Annotated in this window: 20 protein-coding genes; 9 read left to right on the forward strand and 11 right to left on the reverse strand. The window is 46.8% G+C overall.

The window, feature by feature from the left end; all coding sequences use genetic code 11:
• The first annotated feature begins 80 nt into the window (after nucleotides 1-80).
• Entirely contained in the window at nucleotides 81-419 is a 339-nt protein-coding gene (locus CHA6605_RS26005) for a P-II family nitrogen regulator (RefSeq protein ID WP_015162355.1), read from the forward strand.
• Nucleotides 420-559: 140 nt separating this feature from the next.
• Here the strand turns inward: CHA6605_RS26005 and CHA6605_RS26010 are convergent, their stop codons facing one another.
• Nucleotides 560-1,198 carry a histidine phosphatase family protein gene (locus CHA6605_RS26010; protein WP_015162356.1) on the reverse strand — a complete coding sequence of 213 codons (639 nt, stop codon included), beginning with the start codon at nucleotides 1,196-1,198 and terminating at the stop codon, nucleotides 560-562.
• 489 nt (nucleotides 1,199-1,687) lie between these two features.
• On the opposite strand from CHA6605_RS26010, the gene rimP reads away from it, so the two are divergent.
• The 4 genes from rimP to CHA6605_RS26030 all read left to right on the forward strand — a co-directional run bounded on the left by rimP (nucleotide 1,688) and on the right by CHA6605_RS26030 (nucleotide 4,551).
• Nucleotides 1,688-2,146 carry a ribosome maturation factor RimP gene (gene rimP, locus CHA6605_RS26015; RefSeq protein ID WP_015162357.1) on the forward strand — a complete coding sequence of 153 codons (459 nt, stop codon included), beginning with the start codon at nucleotides 1,688-1,690 and terminating at the stop codon, nucleotides 2,144-2,146.
• 206 nt (nucleotides 2,147-2,352) lie between these two features.
• Nucleotides 2,353-3,657 carry a transcription termination factor NusA gene (gene nusA, locus CHA6605_RS26020; RefSeq protein ID WP_015162358.1) on the forward strand — a complete coding sequence of 435 codons (1,305 nt, stop codon included), beginning with the start codon at nucleotides 2,353-2,355 and terminating at the stop codon, nucleotides 3,655-3,657.
• A gap of 89 nt (nucleotides 3,658-3,746) precedes the next feature.
• Complete coding sequence (locus tag CHA6605_RS26025) at nucleotides 3,747-4,175, forward strand: GNAT family N-acetyltransferase (protein ID WP_015162359.1); 429 nt, start codon at nucleotides 3,747-3,749, stop codon at nucleotides 4,173-4,175.
• Between the two features lie 91 nt (nucleotides 4,176-4,266).
• Nucleotides 4,267-4,551 carry a YlxR family protein gene (locus tag CHA6605_RS26030; RefSeq protein ID WP_232432138.1) on the forward strand — a complete coding sequence of 95 codons (285 nt, stop codon included), beginning with the start codon at nucleotides 4,267-4,269 and terminating at the stop codon, nucleotides 4,549-4,551.
• A 42-nt stretch (nucleotides 4,552-4,593) separates the two neighbouring features.
• Here CHA6605_RS26030 and CHA6605_RS26035 read toward each other — a convergent pair whose 3' ends face one another.
• The 3 genes from CHA6605_RS26035 to CHA6605_RS26045 all read right to left on the reverse strand — a co-directional run bounded on the left by CHA6605_RS26035 (nucleotide 4,594) and on the right by CHA6605_RS26045 (nucleotide 9,381).
• Nucleotides 4,594-6,165 (reverse strand): hybrid sensor histidine kinase/response regulator, encoded by a 1,572-nt coding sequence (locus CHA6605_RS26035; RefSeq protein ID WP_198288401.1) that lies wholly within the window; start codon nucleotides 6,163-6,165, stop codon nucleotides 4,594-4,596.
• A 177-nt stretch (nucleotides 6,166-6,342) separates the two neighbouring features.
• A complete protein-coding gene (locus CHA6605_RS26040; RefSeq protein WP_015162362.1) occupies nucleotides 6,343-7,758 on the reverse strand; it encodes a reverse transcriptase family protein in 1,416 nt (471 codons plus the stop codon).
• Between the two features lie 990 nt (nucleotides 7,759-8,748).
• The gene (locus tag CHA6605_RS26045; protein WP_015162363.1) at nucleotides 8,749-9,381 is read right to left on the reverse strand and encodes a response regulator; all 633 of its coding nucleotides are present in this window, start codon (nucleotides 9,379-9,381) and stop codon (nucleotides 8,749-8,751) included.
• Between the two features lie 343 nt (nucleotides 9,382-9,724).
• On the opposite strand from CHA6605_RS26045, the gene CHA6605_RS26050 reads away from it, so the two are divergent.
• Complete coding sequence (locus CHA6605_RS26050) at nucleotides 9,725-10,318, forward strand: hypothetical protein (protein WP_015162364.1); 594 nt, start codon at nucleotides 9,725-9,727, stop codon at nucleotides 10,316-10,318.
• A gap of 128 nt (nucleotides 10,319-10,446) precedes the next feature.
• Here the strand turns inward: CHA6605_RS26050 and CHA6605_RS26055 are convergent, their stop codons facing one another.
• The 3 genes from CHA6605_RS26055 to CHA6605_RS26065 all read right to left on the reverse strand — a co-directional run bounded on the left by CHA6605_RS26055 (nucleotide 10,447) and on the right by CHA6605_RS26065 (nucleotide 13,517).
• Nucleotides 10,447-11,865, reverse strand: a complete 1,419-nt coding sequence (locus CHA6605_RS26055; protein WP_015162365.1) for an isochorismate synthase — start codon at nucleotides 11,863-11,865, stop codon at nucleotides 10,447-10,449.
• Between the two features lie 6 nt (nucleotides 11,866-11,871).
• Complete coding sequence (locus tag CHA6605_RS26060; protein WP_015162366.1) at nucleotides 11,872-12,606, reverse strand: DUF502 domain-containing protein; 735 nt, start codon at nucleotides 12,604-12,606, stop codon at nucleotides 11,872-11,874.
• Between the two features lie 176 nt (nucleotides 12,607-12,782).
• Nucleotides 12,783-13,517, reverse strand: a complete 735-nt coding sequence (locus CHA6605_RS26065) for an HpsJ family protein (RefSeq protein WP_015162367.1) — start codon at nucleotides 13,515-13,517, stop codon at nucleotides 12,783-12,785.
• 218 nt (nucleotides 13,518-13,735) lie between these two features.
• On the opposite strand from CHA6605_RS26065, the gene pgl reads away from it, so the two are divergent.
• Nucleotides 13,736-14,464 (forward strand): 6-phosphogluconolactonase, encoded by a 729-nt coding sequence (gene pgl / locus CHA6605_RS26070; RefSeq protein WP_015162368.1) that lies wholly within the window; start codon nucleotides 13,736-13,738, stop codon nucleotides 14,462-14,464.
• Between the two features lie 28 nt (nucleotides 14,465-14,492).
• Here the strand turns inward: pgl and CHA6605_RS34620 are convergent, their stop codons facing one another.
• A complete protein-coding gene (locus CHA6605_RS34620; protein ID WP_015162369.1) occupies nucleotides 14,493-14,660 on the reverse strand; it encodes a hypothetical protein in 168 nt (55 codons plus the stop codon).
• A gap of 57 nt (nucleotides 14,661-14,717) precedes the next feature.
• Between CHA6605_RS34620 and CHA6605_RS26075 the strand changes: the two genes are divergently transcribed.
• On the forward strand, nucleotides 14,718-15,494 hold the full coding sequence (locus CHA6605_RS26075) for an FHA domain-containing protein (RefSeq protein ID WP_015162370.1): 777 nt from the start codon (nucleotides 14,718-14,720) through the stop codon (nucleotides 15,492-15,494).
• 455 nt (nucleotides 15,495-15,949) lie between these two features.
• Nucleotides 15,950-16,273 (forward strand): FHA domain-containing protein, encoded by a 324-nt coding sequence (locus CHA6605_RS26080; RefSeq protein WP_015162371.1) that lies wholly within the window; start codon nucleotides 15,950-15,952, stop codon nucleotides 16,271-16,273.
• Between the two features lie 49 nt (nucleotides 16,274-16,322).
• Here the strand turns inward: CHA6605_RS26080 and dnaN are convergent, their stop codons facing one another.
• The 3 genes from dnaN to dnaJ form a co-directional block, all read right to left on the reverse strand.
• Nucleotides 16,323-17,489 carry a DNA polymerase III subunit beta gene (gene dnaN, locus CHA6605_RS26085; RefSeq protein ID WP_015162372.1) on the reverse strand — a complete coding sequence of 389 codons (1,167 nt, stop codon included), beginning with the start codon at nucleotides 17,487-17,489 and terminating at the stop codon, nucleotides 16,323-16,325.
• Nucleotides 17,490-17,640: 151 nt separating this feature from the next.
• A complete protein-coding gene (locus CHA6605_RS26090; protein ID WP_015162373.1) occupies nucleotides 17,641-17,856 on the reverse strand; it encodes a sulfurtransferase TusA family protein in 216 nt (71 codons plus the stop codon).
• 109 nt (nucleotides 17,857-17,965) lie between these two features.
• On the reverse strand, nucleotides 17,966-19,093 hold the full coding sequence (gene dnaJ, locus CHA6605_RS26095; protein ID WP_015162374.1) for a molecular chaperone DnaJ: 1,128 nt from the start codon (nucleotides 19,091-19,093) through the stop codon (nucleotides 17,966-17,968).
• Nucleotides 19,094-19,131: the final 38 nt, after the last annotated feature.

Below are 19,131 nucleotides of genomic sequence, written 5' to 3' on the forward strand. Positions count from 1 at the left end.
GTTGGTCTAACAATGATACAAAATGTCAAGTTGGTGCAACTAAAAATAGTATAGAAACACACATTCAGGAGTAACTAAAATTGAAAAAGATCGTAGCAATTATTCGCCCCTTCAAGCTTGATGAAGTAAAAATTGCTCTCGTCAATGCTGGAATAGTGGGAATGACAGTCTCTGAAGTGAGAGGATTTGGGAGACAAAAGGGTCAAACCGAACGCTATCGCGGATCGGAATATACCGTGGAGTTTCTCCAAAAGCTCAAAGTCGAAGTTGTCATCGAAGATGCACAGGTTGATATGGTAGTAGACAAGATCATTGCTGCTGCTCGGACTGGCGAAATCGGTGATGGTAAAATTTTTGTTAGCCCGATCGAGCAAGTCGTGCGGATTCGGACTGGCGAAAAAAATGTTGAAGCGGTGTAACTGCTAACTATCATCAGCCTAAAATTTAAAGATTGGAGCGGTGTAACTACCAACTACCATCAGCCTAAAATGTAAGTAGAGAGCCGACTTCTGGCCAGAAGTCGGCTCTCTATTTTGTCTAAATTAGGGGGTTGCCGCTCTTAAGTACCGGGAAGATCCCGCAAGCGATCGGTCAAATGAGCGCGATCGGCCAGTACTTTCAACAATGGGCCGTGTTTGCCAAACTCAACGATACTGATGCTGCACACTGGCATCCCCAGCCGATACCGAAATCGCCCCGCATCGATACCTAGCAGGCTGCACAGCAGGATCCGAATCGTGGCTTTGTGGGATACGACCAAAACATTCCCCGTCGTGTGCTGCTGACTGATTTCCTCGACTACCGCGAGTGCGCGTGCGGCGATCGCCATGGCGGATTCGCCACCCGTGGGTGGATTCCAGCCCGGATCGGCCAACCATCGGAGATAATCGTCATGATACTCCGCATCGACAGCCGCGACATCTTTACCTTCCCATGCCCCATAATTAATCTCTTGTAGTCCGTCGCGGATTTGCAGCTTCATACCTAATTTGTCTGCGAGTGGTTCTGCTGTTAAAATTGCCCGTTCTTTGGGACTGCAATAGATCGATTCCCAAGGCGTAGTGGCATAAGCTGCTGCAAATACCTGTGCCATTTCTTCGCCATCGGTAGTCAAGCCAGGATCGATCGAGCCACAAAATAAATTACCGCGACTAGAAGCTGTTTGTCCGTGACGGAGGAAGTAAAGATTTAGAGTCATATAGCCATCCTTAAATTAGGTAATGTGGATGTTTCGCGATCGAAAAATGGTTGGGTTCGTTAATAATTGAGAAAGAGCCTGAATTTGCCAGGACAGATGTTGATTATGAAAGTGTTGTTTTGTCAAGCCCCGATTCTGGCAAGCGATTTACTGAGGTAAAGCCATGCCAACGATCGCTATTTTACTCTCGAATCAAAACTCTGTTAATATAAAAGGCACGAGCAAACTAAATCTTTAAGTTTGCTCCTATGCTTCTTGGAATAATAAATTACCAGGAGTGGGTCAAAACCCACTTTTTTTGTTGTTTACTGCCGCTGATAAGTACGCGCTCTCGGTTTAACAACCGTTACCAGAGCAGTGCAATGCTCTATTCGATCTTCTAATTCCCCTGTTCGACTCAGATAGTGCGGGATCGATCGCAATTAGTTACTAGTTATGTTCGCCAACATCCTTCTTCATAGCCACTAGCTCCTAGTCCTTGCCACATTTATGGCTCATCCCCTCATTCCCCAAATTACCGACCTCGCTAACCCAATCGCCGCAGACTTGGGACTAGAATTAGTTGCAGTTGTCTTTCATACTCACGAACGCCCCCCCTCGCTGCGGGTAGATATTCGCAATCTAGTTGCCGATACCGGATTACAAGACTGCGAGCGCATGAGTCGTGCATTAGAAGCGGCATTAGATGCCAAAGAGCTGATTCCGTTTGCTTACGCGTTGGAGGTTTCTAGCCCTGGGACGAGCAGACAACTGACGACAGATCGAGAGTTTAATGCTTTTGCTGGCTTCGCAGTCGAAGTTACTACCGATCGGGCTTGGGATGGCAAAACCGAGTGGCAAGGACAATTGATTCGTCGCGACGATACCAAGATCTACCTGAGTCTTAAAGGTAGAACGGTTGAAATTCCGAGGGAAGTAGTCGCTAAAGTCTATTTACACGATAAATAATCGCGACAGCGATACTTGACTGACGATCGAATCGATCGGCCAAATGCTGACTAGATATCTAGGAACCTAATGCAGGCGATCTTTTCATCCTATTTAATTACTTACCCATCTAAGTAAATTGTTGTTGAGGTTGCGGCTAAAATCCTCAATTCGATCGTCGCGGCGATCGTCAACACTCTCTACACTATTTCTTAACTTAACTGAATATGTCAAAAGCTAAAGACCCGAAAAAAAGTAATGTTAGTTTACCTCAACTCAGAAATATGATTGAGGAAATCAGTAAAGATCGCAACCTACCCAGCTCTGCGGTACAAACTGCCTTGCGCGAAGCTTTGCTCAAAGGCTACGAACGCTATCGGCGATCGCAACATTTAGATCGGATGGATTTTGAAGAAGATCATTTCGATAACTTTGATGTATTTCTCAATCTTGATGAAGAGGCTTTTCAGGTCGTTGCAACTAAAACGATCGTTGAAGAAGTCACTGATGAAGATAAAGAGATTTCGCTTAATGATGTCAAAAATAGTTTGCAGCAAGAAGAATCTGCCGAAGAACTCAGCGAGGAAAAGCTGCAAGAACTGATTGGCGACTCGGTGATACTTGATGTAACACCCGATCGCGAGGATTTCGGGCGGATGGCAGCAATTCAAGCCAAACAAGTACTCGCCCAAAAATTGCGCGACCAACAACGGAAAATCATTCAAGAAGAATTCGAGCAATTTGAAGGTACCGCGCTGCTGGGCAAAGTGCTAAGATTCGAGCGTCAATCGGTAATTTTATCTGTCAGTAGTAGTTTCGGTCAGCCAGATGTCGAAGCCGAACTACCGCAAAAAGAACAACTGCCCAACGATAATTACCGGATCGGTCGCACCTTTAAAGTCTTCCTCAAAAAAGTTCGCGAAGGCTCCCAACGCGGCCCCCAACTACTGGTTTCTCGCGGTGCCGCTGGATTGGTGGTCGAACTATTTGCCAACGAAGTCCCCGAAATCGAAGAAGAACTAGTCAGAATCGTCGCTGTGGCGCGAGAAGCCAGTCCACCCTCCCGTCACGTCGGCCCCCGTACCAAGATCGCTGTCGATACCTTGGAAGGCGATGTAGACCCCGTAGGCGCGTGTATTGGCGCGCGCGGTTCGCGCATTCAGGTAGTCGTCAACGAACTTCAAGGCGAGAAGATCGATGTGATTCGCTGGTCGCCAGATCCCTCGACCTATATTTCTAATGCCTTGAGTCCCGCGCGGATCGATGAGGTGCGATTGGTAAATCCCGAAGGTCGTCAGGCACATGTCTTGGTACCCGAAGATCAATTGAGTCTGGCGATCGGGAAAGAAGGCCAAAATGTCCGATTGGCAGCGCGGTTGACTGGTTGGAAAATTGACATCAAAGATGTGAATAAGTACGATCCCGTGGCGGCGATGGCAGAGGTTGAGTCGCAACGCCAAGCTGACTCAGAGTATCAATCGCGCTATCAACCCGATTATCAAGATGCTGGCTACGCAGAAGATAATTATTAATCGATCGTCGATAGCTGGGTTACTAGATAAAAGCAAGGTGGGCACTGCCCACCAGCTACAATTTTCGCGTAGTAATTGATAATTTATAAATGAAAGCTCGAATTGCGATCGCCACATCGATCTCAGAAATTAACAACTGTTTTCCTGTGATGAAAGAGCTACGTTCTCATTTAGAAATTGCTGATTTTGTGGAGCGAGTCGAACGCCAGCAACAATTGTTTAATTACCAGCTTGCCTACCTGCAAGTCGATGAAATAGTGCGCGCAGTGGCTGGATTTAGAATCTCTGAATCGTTAGCATGGGATAAGTTTATGTATGTAGACGATCTGGTGAGTAGCTCCGATAATCGATCGCAAGGCTATGGGGCGGAATTGTTTAATTGGCTGTTAGAATACGCTCGTGCCGAAAATTGTCAGCAACTGAATTTAGATTCGGGAGTCCAAAGATTTGCCGCGCATCGCTTTTATCTACGTCAGCGGATGGAAATTTCTAGTCATCACTTTACGCTGCACTTATGAGAGCATCTGTTAGAAAGTAGAAGGCAGAAGGCAGAAGGTAGAATTGAATACGAGATATCTCTATGTCTGATAGCTTAGATTTTACTAAATCTTGAATTTGAGTGGCGAGGGTAAAGTGCTAAAAGATTGGCGGCGGTGTATATGTTGTCGGAAAGTCGCTCATAAAAATGAGTTTTGGCGCGTAGTAAAAGCTCACCCTGACAATCTAATTACGATCGATTTAGGTAAGACAGTCATTCAAGGACGCTCGGCTTATTTGTGTCCGACAGCTAGTTGTTTGCAAATAGCTCAGAAAAAAAACCGGATCGGTAAATCGCTCAAGGCAAAAATTAGTGAGGAGATTTACCAACAATTAGAATCGATCGCAATAGACTGAAACCTAAATCCCCAACCTAATAGCCCAATTATCAATTATTAATTAGTTCAATGCTGCTTTGAGTGCGTGAAGTAAATCTTGCGTGCTAAAGGGCTTGGCTAGGAAAGCCTTAATTGTGTTGCCATGATTTTGAGCGGCAATTTCGTGGGCAGACAAGCCACTCATGACAATAATCCGGACGTCGGGATCGATCGAGTGTAATTGGGCGATCGTCTGCGTGGGATTGCCACCGGGCATCATATAATCTAGTAAAATTGTGCCAATTTTGAGATGGTGTTCGGTATATAAATCGATCGCTTGTTGAGAGTCGCGAGCCGTCACACTCTGATACTCGTATGATTCGATCGTGGTACCCAGAATTTCGCGAATCGAGGGTTCGTCATCGACGATCAAAATTAATTCCCCCTTACCCGTAAGTTTGGGCTGGATCGCTGGCTCGCAATCTAGTTCGAGTTGTTCGATAGCTGGTAGATAAAATCGGAACTGCGAGCCTTTACCCACTTGACTAGAAACATCGATAAACCCTTGATGATTATTGACGATCGTCAATACTGTCGAAATTCCCAATCCCGTTCCTTTGCCGATTGGCTTAGTTGTAAAAAACGGCTCAAAAATCCGTTCTAATAACTCTGCTGGAATTCCCGTGCCCGTATCTGCAACTGTAATTGCCACATAAGCCCCTCCCTGCGCGTTGGGGTGCAGTTTTGAGTATCGATCGCTCAAGACGATATTTTCGGCCATAATTGTCAACTCGCCCCCATCTGGCATCGCATCGCGCGCGTTGATGCACAAGTTGAGCAAAACTTGGTGGAGCTGGTTGGCGTCGGCGGATAACGTCCACAGATGGCTACTCTCGACTTGAAGGCTAATCTCGATCGATCGGGGAAAAGTTTGTCTGGTAATTTGCAGAACTTCGGCAAGTAAATGTTGCGGCTGCAAGATCGTATGTTCGTTACCGCCGCCCCTTGCAAATGTGAGTATCTGAGAGATTAATTCCCGCCCGCGTTTAGAATTTTCAGAAAGAGTATTGAGTAGTTTCTGAGTGCGCTCGTCTAAATTCTTGAGCTTCAGTGGTAGTAATTCGGTAATTGCGACGATCGGGGTGAGGATATTATTGAGATCGTGGGCGATGCCGCTAGCCAGGGTGCCCAAGTTTTCTAACCTTTGGGCGTGCAAAAATTGCCGTTCGAGTAATTTATGCTCTGTAATATCAGTATCGATCGTCAAAATCGATTGTGGGGTACCATCGGCAGCTACCATTAAATACCAATGACTGGCAACGGTGCTGCTTTTACCCGTTCTGGTTATTAGTTGAAATTCGCCACACCATTCACCACGATCTAGTGTTTGAGCGATCGCAATTTGATATTGAGGATCGTCAAGATCGTAGAGCACATCGGTAATTTGTTTGCCAACGACACTTTCCGATTGCCAGCCATATATTCGCTCGGCACTGCGATTCCAGTATTTAATCTTGCCCTCGATCGACCATAAGCCGATCGCATCTGTTACTAGCTCTAATAAAATCGATCGCTTGCAACAAAGATAGTGTAGTTCCTCGATCCGATCGGAAACTACTGGTATATCCCTCATAACTCCCGATGGAATTTTCATTTCCATTTATGCTTCGAGGTAGCAATACCCCGCTCTGGTTGGTATAGCCGCTCCGATTTAGCATCGGCTCACCTCTCTAGCATAGCTCTCGATCGGCACCAAATGCGCACAATATTAAACAAATATTAAATAATTAGATTTTTTCGATCTTTGTATGATAAATGGCTCAACCGTGTATTATCTTTTACGCCTACCATACTTCTTCTGAATTCGCTGGACGCTGGCCAAAAATTCTCGACCTTTGTGCGGATCGACCATCGCGACATAATTTGCAAATCCGGCGATCGATTGTAATAAATCGGCTCCTTGTCCCCATTGTTTGCCTGCTAAACCGTCTTTTTCGATCTGGTAGAGGGTGGCGCGAAAGCGTCTGAGAGTAGTCCTGTCAACATTTAGCTTCTGATTGACCACGATTCCAGTCACTTCTTGCTGCTGAGACTGTCGGAGGACGCGAGTTTTGTCGGGATGAATCGTCAACCCTTCATGAGTGACGATGCCGTGAGTCCCTTTGAGGATATTGCCGATGTCGCGCAACCGCTCGCGATCGGTAGTTGAAAATGTCAAATCATCTGCGTAGCGGGTATAAATAAAGCCCCGACTTTTGGCCATCCGATCGAGTCGGCGATCGAGTCTTCGACAGAGTAAATTGGTTAGAGCGGGGCTAGTCGGCGCACCTTGCGGTAAATGGCGTAGCTCTTGTGCGATATAGTAACTCCGCCCATCTAACTCGATCTCCGTAACATCGGATTCGGTACAAATTAAGCCCAAAATGGTAGCAATCGCTTCGGAATAACCGAGCGAACGAAAAATCCCTTTAACGCGAGCGTAGGAAATTGATGGAAAAAAGTCTTGTAAATCCATGTTGATGACAACTAATGCCCCGACGTGCGGCTCGGCATTAGTAACGATCGATCGACCCCGCCGAAACCCATGTGCGGTAGGGTGTAGGACTACTCCTTCTAAAATATTATCTAAAATCCACTGTTGGGCTTGTTTGAGCCGTGGGAGTGGTGCCGATATCGCCCTGAATCCACCAGTTTTTTTGGGAATCTGAAAGCGCACGTAGTGAGAAACCGTCGCAATCCGACGCGAAAAAGCCAGAAACCGTAATTGTCCAACTGTAATTCCCATCGCATTTGCCAGATCTGCGGCGGCGTGCAAAATGGGCAGTCGATGTTGTTGTAATCTCGCTAGATTGGATTCGGTGAGATTCAATCCCGCCGACACCCCTGCTCCTAAATAAGTAATTTCTCGCTCTTGGCGTGTTTGCCATGCGATCGCCCGTTCTTGACGTTCGCGTTCGCGGCGTTCTCTAGTTTCTTGTTGCTTGCGGCGCGACTCGGCCATCCGCAACTTCAGTGCCTCTTTTTTGAGAGCTTCCTCATTATGCAAGCGACGATTTTCTGCCCTGAGGGTCTCTAATTCTCGTTGAATTTCGCCACGCCGCCGAATCTCATCTGCCGGATCGTTAGGGATCTCGCCATTTGCCGACCAAAATCCCAGTCGAATCATTTCGTCAAGAATGAATTCTTCTTTAGAACTTTGGCGAATGCGATCGTAAAGATCTTGACGAGTGCGGGGCTGTTCGGTCATAGTGCTTTGACGATCTGGCGATCTCTATACAGTCAGCAATTAAAAAAATCTATATTCCTGTGCGGCTCCTCTTCGTAAACCCCCGAGACTAGCTCGCTCAACGCCAGCCGATACACCTAATACCTGCTCATTGGACTCATGGAGTCTGCACTGCAATAGCAGGTATTAGGTGATATCGGCACAGTTAAGAGCGCGCTAGTGATGTGTGGCTAGACTAAACGCAAGGATGACGATCCATCATCCGGATTGCAAGTGGTATGCGCCGCACAGTCATATAAATTTTAGTACTCACGTACTGAATTAATTTTATCATGTCGATCGATAATTGCCAAGATCCAATTTAGCGACAGTGAATGCTCGATCGCACATCGCTGTCCTTGGGAAGTATCTATTTCCTTCTCAGTATTAATTTAGACATTTAGATATAGTGAGTGAATAGTAGATAGCGATTCACGTAACTCTTACGGAGTGGCTACACCAACGTCGGGAAACCCGACGGCGATCCGCGCGACTGCCGATGTCAGCGGCGCGCGTTTCTTCGAGACAGTGGATAGTGGACAGATAGCAAACATTGCAGATCGAGATTATCTATTTTTTTGTTGGCAAGAGAGTATCCACGATTAATTGCGCCCGTAACTATCAAATCGGTGTTTGCAGGTGTGCTTTTGACACCGATAAGGGTAAACATTTACCAATGCAAGCACACGTTCGCTAAAATGCACCCGCTGCGAGCGGATAACGTCAGTGCTGCCACACTTAGGGCATTTACGCTCTACTTGCGCTTTGGATGAGTTAGAGATCATATGAATAGACTATAGGTAGGTTGAGTATACACATAACATCCTATTGTAAACCGTCCAGATCTCACCTCCGTATGCTAAAAGTATCAACAACGACGACCTTTTTTAGTCAATCGGATCGATCGCCGACCGATTGCTTGAAAAATAAGCATAATAGCGTAGTCGAACGAGCGTTAAATTTGCAGGTAATTTAGAAGTAAGTATTGGCAAAAATGGCGGCTTGGGTACGATCGCGCAAATTCAACCGATTCAAGAGATTGGTAACGTGATTTTTGACCGTGCCTTCAGAAATATATAATACTTGGGCAATTTCGCGATTACTAGCACCTTTGGCGATTAGTTTTAAGACTTCGAGTTCTCGGGGTGTCAGTTCGTTGACTTCTGCTGGGAGTGCGGTAGTAGGTTTTGCCACTTGCCCTGACATGGCTTTAGCAAGCATTCCTGGTGCCAAATGAGTATAGCCACGATCTACTGCCCGAATAGCGGCGGCAATCTCTTCAGATGGGGTATCTTTGAGTAAGTAGCCTTTGGCACCATATTTAATCGCCGCAGCAACATAAGTATCGTCATCGAATGTTGTCAATACTAAAATATTGACCTTGGGAAACTGACGACAAATTTCTCTAGTGGCGGTGACGCCATCCATCACTGGCATCCGAATATCCATCAGAATGACATTTGGCGCAAGTGTTTTGGCACACTCGATCGCGACTTCGCCATTTTCAGCTTCGCCGACTACCTGCAAGTCAGGTTCGAGTTCTAGCAAAGCTTTCAAACCTTGCCGAATCAAGTTTTGGTCGTCTACCAACAGCAATGTAATCACAATCTAAATGGCGATGTAGTTAAATGGCAGCGAGATTGGGGAGCATTCGCAGTGTTATCCCCATCTAATTAAGGAATAGCATCGGGAGCTTCGCCAAGCGCATCAACCGGGGCATCTTTGCGATTGGCGTCGTGGCTTGAAAGGCTTGACGAGCCTACCGATATCCGCACTAAAGACTTTTATACCTTTACGGAATCAGGTATGGTTAAAATGTAGTGAATAACAGATCTTAATAAGCTCTAGATAAACTTAACATCAAAAAAGTTCCTAGCAGTTATCAAGTTACTTACATTAATTAATATACTAATTACCAAACCCCATCACACAGCACAGGAGCGCAATTATGTCATTCAATTCTCAACCCGATCGCGACCATATTTCAGTAGCTGAAGCAGAATTAATGGATTGCCTCCTTAGCTCATCTACTGTCAACTATCCGTGGAATCCTGCCGATCCCGAAACTGCCGAATACTACACCCGATCGGATAATGATTTCAGTTTAGATGATTGGTCGGATGCTGAGATCGGCCAGAAGTCGCAATCTTTTTTTGCGAGCATTCAGTCTTGTTGGGGTACAGTTAGTGAAGAAGCACGAGTTAACCCACTAGCTGCACTGACAAGTAAATTTGGGGCTAGAGTGCCCCAACAATGGTTGGCACAGATTGCGGCGAATGTCAGCAATTTGGCACCTGCGGGCAACCTCGAACCTGTCGAGCAGTTAGTTCAATCGGTGCGAGGTTTACTCTCGAATTGGGAAGTTGATGATTTGTTGGTGATGGCGCGTCCTTACGCGTATGCAATGCGTTGTAATCCTGGCGTTGACGATCCCGACAATATCGTCAGACCCTTAGAATGGGCAGAATTATCCGAGCTAGAACGTGCAAAACTGACCATTCTCGTCGCTCAATACGCGATCGATTCATCTAATTGTGACTAAACTCAAACAGTTACAGTCTCCTAGTAGTCTACGGCGTAAATAAGATTACTATTTTGTGGGGAGCGGGGAAAGAAATGGTTGGTTAATTTCTGCCGCATAATACTAGTATCTTCAGTATAAAAATTAGCTTATGCCAAAGACAAATCGATAATCTGTTGTGGTGGCAAATCGCTAAATAAGTCTGTAAAGTGGCGAATTTTATTTTCGATTTCGACCCATTCTTCTGCCGATTGAGAGCCGCGAACGATCCCGGCACCTGCAAATAAGAATAAGCGATCGCGATCGATCGCCCCAGAGCGAATCGCGACGGCAAATTCGACATCATCATATCCCACCCAGCCCACAGGCGCAGCATACCAGCCTCGATCGAAGGGTTCGAGTTCTTGAATAAGTTTTAAAGCGGGAGCGCGGGGAAAACCACCTACCGCTGGGGTGGGATGTAATTTGGGCAAGATATCGGCATCAGTCAGATGCGATCTCAACAGCCCCTGGCATTGTGTATATAAATGCTGAACTTTATTGAGCTTGAGAATTGCCGATTCATCATCGATCGTCACGGAATGGCATAATTCTGTTAAAACTCCACGTAAGTTGGTGACAACTAATTCGTGCTCGTGAATATCTTTAAGTGAAGTACGTAAATTATCACCTAACTCGCGATCGATGGTTGCGGATGTCCCCCTCTGGCGCGTTCCAGCGATCGCTTCTGTTTTTAATAATCGATCTGCACGGGAATAAAGTCGTTCGGGAGAAGTCCCGATAAATGCAGTAGTCGGAGCGATTTGAAAACAAAAATGATAACTATGCGGATTGTGTGGCTTGAGCGATCTTAATAATAATTGGGGCTGTAAATTGTGAGTAAAGGTGAGCGTCGATCGTCTAGCAAGGACGATTTTATCGAGATTTAGTTCGTTGAATTTGGCTAAGGCTAATTCGATATTGCGTTGCCACTGGACGCGATTGGGTCGATCTAAGCGAGCGATCTGTAATGGTAATTCTGGCGGTAATTCTGGTTGGGTAAAATCAAGTCGAGCTAATTCATCTAAAATCATAGTTAACTCTGTCTCCCAGAGTTCATTACCAAGATTCGGGAACGCATTTAGCGTAAGATTACAGGCAAAAAAAGTTTCTAAACCCCTTACTAAAACCTCGAATCGCGGTACGACAAACCGATAATTCCCAAATAATTCCCAAATAGGCGATATCGATCTGCTTTGACTAAAACCGATGCCCCCATAATACCTAGCCTGGGGGAATAACGACGACAAACTTTGCCTTAATTGGCCGAAAATATCTGGATAATCGATCGGACAATCTCCAGCAATAGTCGCGACTGTACCCACTCCAGCCATCGTAAAATCACCCTGACGATCGCACCAATAAGTTTTCACATCTGACTTTTGTCGTGCCAGCCAACTTAGCGGTTCGAGGGTGGAAATTTGCACTTCTATCCGCAAGATCTTCCCAGCCATTTCTGGAGGGAGATCGATAAGATCGTACTTAAAAAAGTTTTGAACCTGGGTGGCGATCGTCAGATAATGATCCATGGGTGACTATAAGATTTGTGAGTTATCCTCCCGATCGTTCATGGGGGTAGGTAACGCACTAGTCATTGAGGGAGCGACTACAGGTGTTGAGTTAGAATTCAAAGCTGCGGTGACATTCCCCGGATTGACAATCCCGCCCGAAATAATTACTTTAAAAGCATCTTCGATCGACATGCTCAGATCCATTACATCGCCTTCAGCTACTACCGCGTACCAACCTGTAGCGGGATTGGGTGTAGTGGGAATAAATAGATTTAGCATTCGCTGTGGCATCTGCGACTGAATTTCACCATCGAGCGTCCCCGTGACAAATGCTAGTGCCCAAATTCCCCGGCGTGGATATTCTACAAGTACTACTCGACGAAACTTGCTACCCGAATCTCGTAGTAGAGTTTCTAGCAATTGCTTGAGTGTCTTATAAACAGCTCCAGCAAGGGGAATTGCCTGGACTAATCGTTCGCCGACATCCAATAGCCACTTACCCGCAATGTTACGAGCCATCAATCCGATCAGCAAGATTGTCAACAATGGTGCTGTCAATCCCACCAATAGGTTTAACACAGCCACCAGCACTGGATGCAGTCCGTCGAAAGGATTGATCTGCTTGGGAATGCGTGTCAAAAAGTTGACTACCCATGTCGCCACATTGATCGACAGCCAAATTGTAGTCGCAAGTGGGATCGCGACTAGCAGCCCAGCAATTAAATCATTTTTTAAGTCCTGCTTGAAATGTTGGAACACAAATCTCCGACTTGAGAGTACGATCGGTCACGTTTAGACTCGTCTATTCATACTATACAAAGCTTTGTCCCATCTGGGGAGGGGGAAGGGTGGATGGGTGGATGGGTGGATGGGTGAATGGGTAGCCGCTCACACTCAAGCCGAAAGCCTAATCCCGATCCCCTCATCCCGATCCCCTACTTCAGTACGCGTCGGAGTCCCATCCAGCCGATAGTGGTGTAGGCGATTGCTAGTGGCAAACTAGTTAAACTAGTGCGGATGCCAGTTTGTAAGACTTCATTGCTGACTTGAGCTTGGGCTTTTTGCTTCTCTTTGTCCAACTGTTTGACGATATTATCGACTTCTTGAGCGAGTTTTTTGGGGTCATTGAGGAGCAATTGCAGATTGCCTCTGGTAGTTTTGAGATCGTTAGCAGCTTGACCTTGAACTCTCCCGCTTTTAATCTCTGCATCGATCGCGGTAATCTGTTGTTGAATTTTATCTTTATTTTGGGATTTGACCTCAGCTTTTCTTTGAGCGACCGTATCATCGATCGTTTTGAGTTTTTGATTTTGGAGCGTGGTAGTAGTCAGTAGTTGAAAGGGAATAATCATCAAAAAAATCAAGCCCAACAAACTAGATAACGAAAAAACACCGATTCTCCAGCCATTGCCTCTGCTACCGCCATCTTCTGTCGAAACAATCTCGATCCAGTCACCGATGGCGATAAAAGCAATCCCGACTAAAGGTAATAAGCCGCGCTGGGCGAGTTGACTAGTTGCCATCAGCCACCACTGAGTTGGATCGGCTCCCACACTTTCGGGCACAAACAAAAGTGTAAATACCAGATCGATTGGTAAGGACAGAATCAATACTACACCTGCGGTTTTGAGCGCGAGGGGAGTCAAAAAACTACTGACGGTAGGTTGCATAGTCTAAGTTATGGAGATGTTAAGATCGTCACTCCGATCGAGGAGTGAAGGGTAAATGCTTAGTGGAGGAACTAAAAATCTAGATTATCTTGTTTTGGGGAAGTTCCCATCGATTTGCTAGCGCAACGCTTCTGCGGAGGCAGAGGCTACGCCAACGCGAACGACCCCATATCTGGCCTAAAATCTAATTATTCAGTTTATCTGCTATTCCGATTGTTATGACGCACGAAGTTCTGATTTATCCCGACAGGCAGGCATTAGTGGCGGCGGCTTTTGACTTGATGGTGGCCCGGATTCATACGGCGGTTGACGAGCGTCAGCGGTGTACGATTGCCTTATCTGGCGGTTCGACTCCGCAACCATTGTACGCGGCTCTGGCTCAAGCCGACTTACCTTGGGATCGAATTCAGATTTATTGGGGCGACGAACGCTATGTGCCCCCTAGTCATCCCGACAGCAACTATGGGATGACCAAACGAATCTGGCTCGACGTTGCTCCCATTCCCGCTGCGAATATCCATCCCATGCCCACAAATTTTGCCGATCCCCAAGCTGCGGCGGCGGAGTACGATCGCCAGATTTTGGCCGATTTTGGGCTAGAAGCTGGGTCGATGCCCGCTTTCGATTTGATTCTCTTGGGGATGGGAGATGATGGGCATACTGCCTCGTTATTCCCCCATACAGCCGCTTTATCCGTCCGCGATCGATTGGTAACTGTCGGCGAAAAGGATGGGCAACCCCGGATCACTTTTACTTATCCTCTCATCGATCGGGCGCGGAGCACGATCTTCCTAATTTCTGGAGCTAGCAAGCAAAGTGCGCTGGGCGAAATCTTCGCACCGACAGGCGATGCCACTATTTACCCAGCACGCGGCATTCAACCTCAAGGCGAACTCCTGTGGCTGCTAGATGCCGATGCAGGCAAGGACTTGGCGATCGCCTGCTAAAGTGACAACACATTGCCGTCGCCCACCCCTAACTCTGGTAAAATCGAAACAGTATAGGCACTTGTAACTTAAAATCTGCGGTTTTGACGATCGTCAGATCGATACTGTAAATATAAGTTAAGCGATCGCCACTTAAAATTACATTTTGACGATCGTCAATCCCAATGATTAATACCAGTCTTTGAAGAGTTAACATCTAATTTTCACGATCGTCTGTCCGAACTGTAAACACGACAAAAGTTAACATCTAATTATGATCGTCTGTCCAAACTGTAAACACGACAATCCGGAAGGAGCGACTAATTGCGAAGCTTGCTATACCGCCTTGCCAGCTACTAAAGCTTGTCCGAACTGTGGGGCATCGATTCAATTAGATGCGACATTTTGCGGACAATGCGGTCATAATCTCAAATCCCCGGCTCCATCATCGCCGATTTTACTACCGCCACCCGACCCGGTCGAGGCTGCTGGTACACCCACTGCCAGTGTCGGTCTACCACCTACAGTGTTGACTCCAGACGCTGATATTTTTGCACTGCCTAACAATCCTGCACCTCCCACTGTTGCCAGCGTTGTCCCGGAAGCCACAACTCCGACTGTTGAAGCCGTAGTACCCCCAGCAGCAGATCCAGAAGAGCTAGCTGCCGCCATCCCCCCACAGCCAGAAGAACCAGCCGCCGCAATCGCGCCGCCGCCGATCGTAACTTATCAATTGCTGCATTTGCAAACCAATACAATCTTACAAATACCGCCACAGTTAGAAGTCGTTCACTTGGGCAAACCTAACGATCTCGTGGCTCCAGATATCGATGTGTCGAGTTTCCCCTGTGCTGAGGTCGTCTCGCGAGTTCATGCAAATATTCGCGTCGAAGAAGACCGTTATTACATCGAAGATGTCGGCAGTGCCAATGGCACTTATATCAACCACAATGTTTTAGCCAAGGGCAACCGACATGCTTTGCGCTCTGGAGATCGCATTGGCTTGGGTAAAGGCGATTTAGTCACATTTATCTTTCAAGCTACGGAATGAGCCGCCGAGAGCTGTAAATCTGTGGTATCAAATTAGCTAGTTTTTGTATATACTTTTCTGGGGAGCTGAAATAAAGCTCGAGAGCACAGTTGCTGTATATCTGTGTGATGAACCCGATCGGGTATTAACTAATTTTCAATTTTGGCTCCCCCGAACGGGTAAATTACTTTCTAATAATTTATTTTATCGGCATAATTTTTGCGACGGTTGCCTCGATCGCCTATCCTATCTCCATCGCGAAGTTTCTCCGAACACCCAATCGACTGAGGACGAGTCGCGATCGCCTGAAGTGTACAGAAATTATTTGTAGTATTATCTCAACCACTTTCATTATGCATTACTAGTCAGCCATAATTAGATCGCTAGCCACTATCATTGTTAAATCTGCTTAGTTTCGTGCTACTGGATCTTCGATCTCAAACTGCGTCATTTACCGCTTACCAGCAACTATTCAAATGCCATCCGCGCTCGTCTTAAGTCTGCTCAATTCAGTTCCCGTACAAAGTTGGACGTTCGGTGGTGAAGATGTTATCCGTATCGGACGGGCAACCGATAACCACGTAGTGCTATTTAGTGCAGTTGTCTCTCGACATCACGCTCAATTGCAGTGGAGCGAAGAGAATGGTTGGCAACTGCAAAATATCAGCCCGAATGGAACTTACCTAGACGGTACGGCGATTAAGGAAGTAGCTGTCACAGATGGCATGGTCATTCGCCTAGCAACTTCCGGTCCCAAAATTCAAATTAAAGTGAATGTAGGTCTTGGCGAGGCAGGTTGAAGGGACGATGGGGCTAGATGTAACGAATAATTAGGTAAGATGTTTGATGCTAGTTTCTTAATTGAACGGGCATGACGAGGTAAGTCATTTTGAGACCGCCTAGAGGCGTGAGAATGACTGGTTCGAGGGGGCCATTAAGAGAGATCGTAATTTCCTGAGTGGGAAGTGTTTTAAGGCCATCCATTAAGTATTTAATATTAAAAGCAATATCCAAATCTGCACCCGAAATCTGGGCGAGGAGAGATTCTCTACCGCTGCCCCGATCTTGGCTCTCGACTGACAGATCGATTGATTGGCTGTCGCTAGCAATACTAAATTTGACCAAATTGCTTTGGTCGGCTAAAACGGCGATTCTCTCTAGGGCACTGAGTAGTTGCTTGCGATCGAGTGTAATCTGACGTTGAAATTGTTTGGGAATCAATAGCCGATAATCGGGATATTTGCCCTCCAATGTTCGCGTCGTCAGCTTGCGTTCGCCCCAGCCAAAAACAACCTGACCCTGCTCAAACTGTAAGCCCAAGCGGTCTTTTTCTGTCCCAGTAGCAAGCATTTTTTCGAGTTCGCGCAAGGCTTTAGCTGGGACGGTGACTTCAAAAGAGTTGGTATTGGCAGTCTCTACGGGTTCGCTGTTCTCCTCAGATGCTCGATCGGTTTCATTCGGATAGACTTCGACAATACCCAAACGATGCCCGTCAGTGGCGGCAAATTCCAATCGCTCCGGCTCGACCTTGAGATAGACCCCAGTTAGTACTTGCTTGGTTTCATCCTGGCTACAGGCGATTAGAGACCCCTTTAAGCCATCAATAAATGCGGTGGCGGATAGTTGGTTGGTTTCGCCGCGCTCGATGGAGGGTAGTTCGGGAAATTCCTCCGCACTCATCCCCCGCACTTGATAGCGACCCGAAGCTGATGTAATCGTGACAAGATTGTCTCCAGCTTCATCATCGAGCGTAATTTCGCCACTAGGTAGTTTCGCAACGATATCGTTCAATAATTTGGCGGGTAACGTCAAAACACCTTCTTTCTCAACCCGCGCGCCAAAATTAGTTTGAATGCCCAGACTGAGGTCGAAGCCCGTTAGTTGAATTAGATCCGGCTCGACAGTAGCGGCTATTTTTATATTCGCCAAGACTGGATGTGTTGGGCGAGTGGAAACAGCTCGACTAACTAAGGCTAAGTTGATATTTAGATCGTGCTGAGTACAGACAAATTTCATGGAGTTGAGAGGGGGCGAGAGGGGGTGACGAGAAGACGGAGAGAGAATGGGTGCATGGGTGGACACTTGAGTCCAAAGTTACTATCCACTATCCATTAAAACATACCCTCTACTCTCTACCCCCTACTTTCTAACCTCTAACTCAACCTAATCAACTATGGACTTGAAGGATAAAATAATCTTGACTGGGAGTAATGTTATCGATCGTGTATCCAGCCATCTTCAGACTATCGGGTACTTGTTCGATCGGTTCGCCAGCATCCAGCCACACTTCCAAAAGTTCGCCAGCATCCATCTGTTCGAGCTTCATCTTGGTGCGCACAAAGTTAATCGGACAAGGCGTTCCGCGTAAGTCTAGTTGAATCATCGATCTAAGGGATAAGTGTTAGGTGTTAGGTGTTGGGCGTAGGCTTTAGGAAAAGATTTGAAATTTATTGTCTATATTTGCCTAATACCTAAGACCTAAAGCCTACAGCCTATTTGAAGACATTCCCAAAAATACTCCCGATCCCACCTTTGCCAACTCTGTCACCGCGAAGTTTGGCGAGTTTTTCAAGCAGTTCGCGTTCTTCGGGACTGACTTTTGCCGGAATATCTACTTGAACGGTTAGTAAATGATCGCCGCGACTGACTTCATTGCCCAGACGAGGTACGCCCTTTTGTTCGAGCCGGAGGACGGTGTTGGGTTGGATGCCTGCGGGAATATTTAACTCAGTCGGGCCATCGACAGTATCGATCTGGATATGGCTGCCTAGAATAGCTTGGAGGTAACTAACCTTGATTTGAGAGAGAATATTGATTCCCTCACGTCGGAATTTGGCGTCTTCTTCGACATGCAAGTAGACGTACAAGTCGCCTGGAGGGCCGCCGCGTAAGCCTGCATCGCCTTCTTTACCGATCCGGAGTTTGGTACCATTATCGACGCCTTTGGGAATCGATATTTTCAGTTTTTTGGTTTCCTGCTTGCGTCCGGCACCATTACAAGCTTCGCATTTGTCTTCGATAACTTGGCCATCGCCATTACAGGTAGGACAGACAGAGACTTGCGTGAAGTTACCAAATGGGGTGCGGGTATTTCGACGAACTTGTCCCGCACCCCCGCAGGTACCGCAGGTTTGAGGTTGAGAACCCGGCTTGGCACCCGTGCCTTTGCAGGTGGTACAAGATTCGAGGTGGGGAATCCGAATTTCTTTTTCACCTCCAAAAATAGCCTCATGAAAATCTAACTTTAGATCGAGGCGCAAATCTTCACCTCTCGATGGGCCATTCCGTCGCCGAGCAGTTTGTTGACCGCCAGCACCGCCAAAGCCATTGATGAACGCGTCAAAAATGTCGGCAAATCCACCCATGTCTCCCATATCACCGTATCCAGGAGCACCCCCACCCGATACTCCTGCTTCCCCAAAGCGATCGTAGCGAGCGCGAAGTTCGGGTTCGGAGAGGACTTCGTTGGCACGATTGATTTCTTTGAAGGTGTCTTCTGCCCCAGGCTCTTTGTTGACATCTGGGTGATATTTCCGCGCCAGTCTGCGATAGGCGCGTTTAATTTCTTCCTGGTCGGCATCTCTGGAGGTGCCAAGGATTTCGTAATAGTCGCGTGCCATACAAAGGTTCTATCTTACAAGGAGTGTTAGGAAGCAGG

Origin of the sequence: Chamaesiphon minutus PCC 6605 (assembly GCF_000317145.1) — a bacterium.
GTDB classification, from domain to species: domain Bacteria; phylum Cyanobacteriota; class Cyanobacteriia; order Cyanobacteriales; family Chamaesiphonaceae; genus Chamaesiphon; species Chamaesiphon minutus.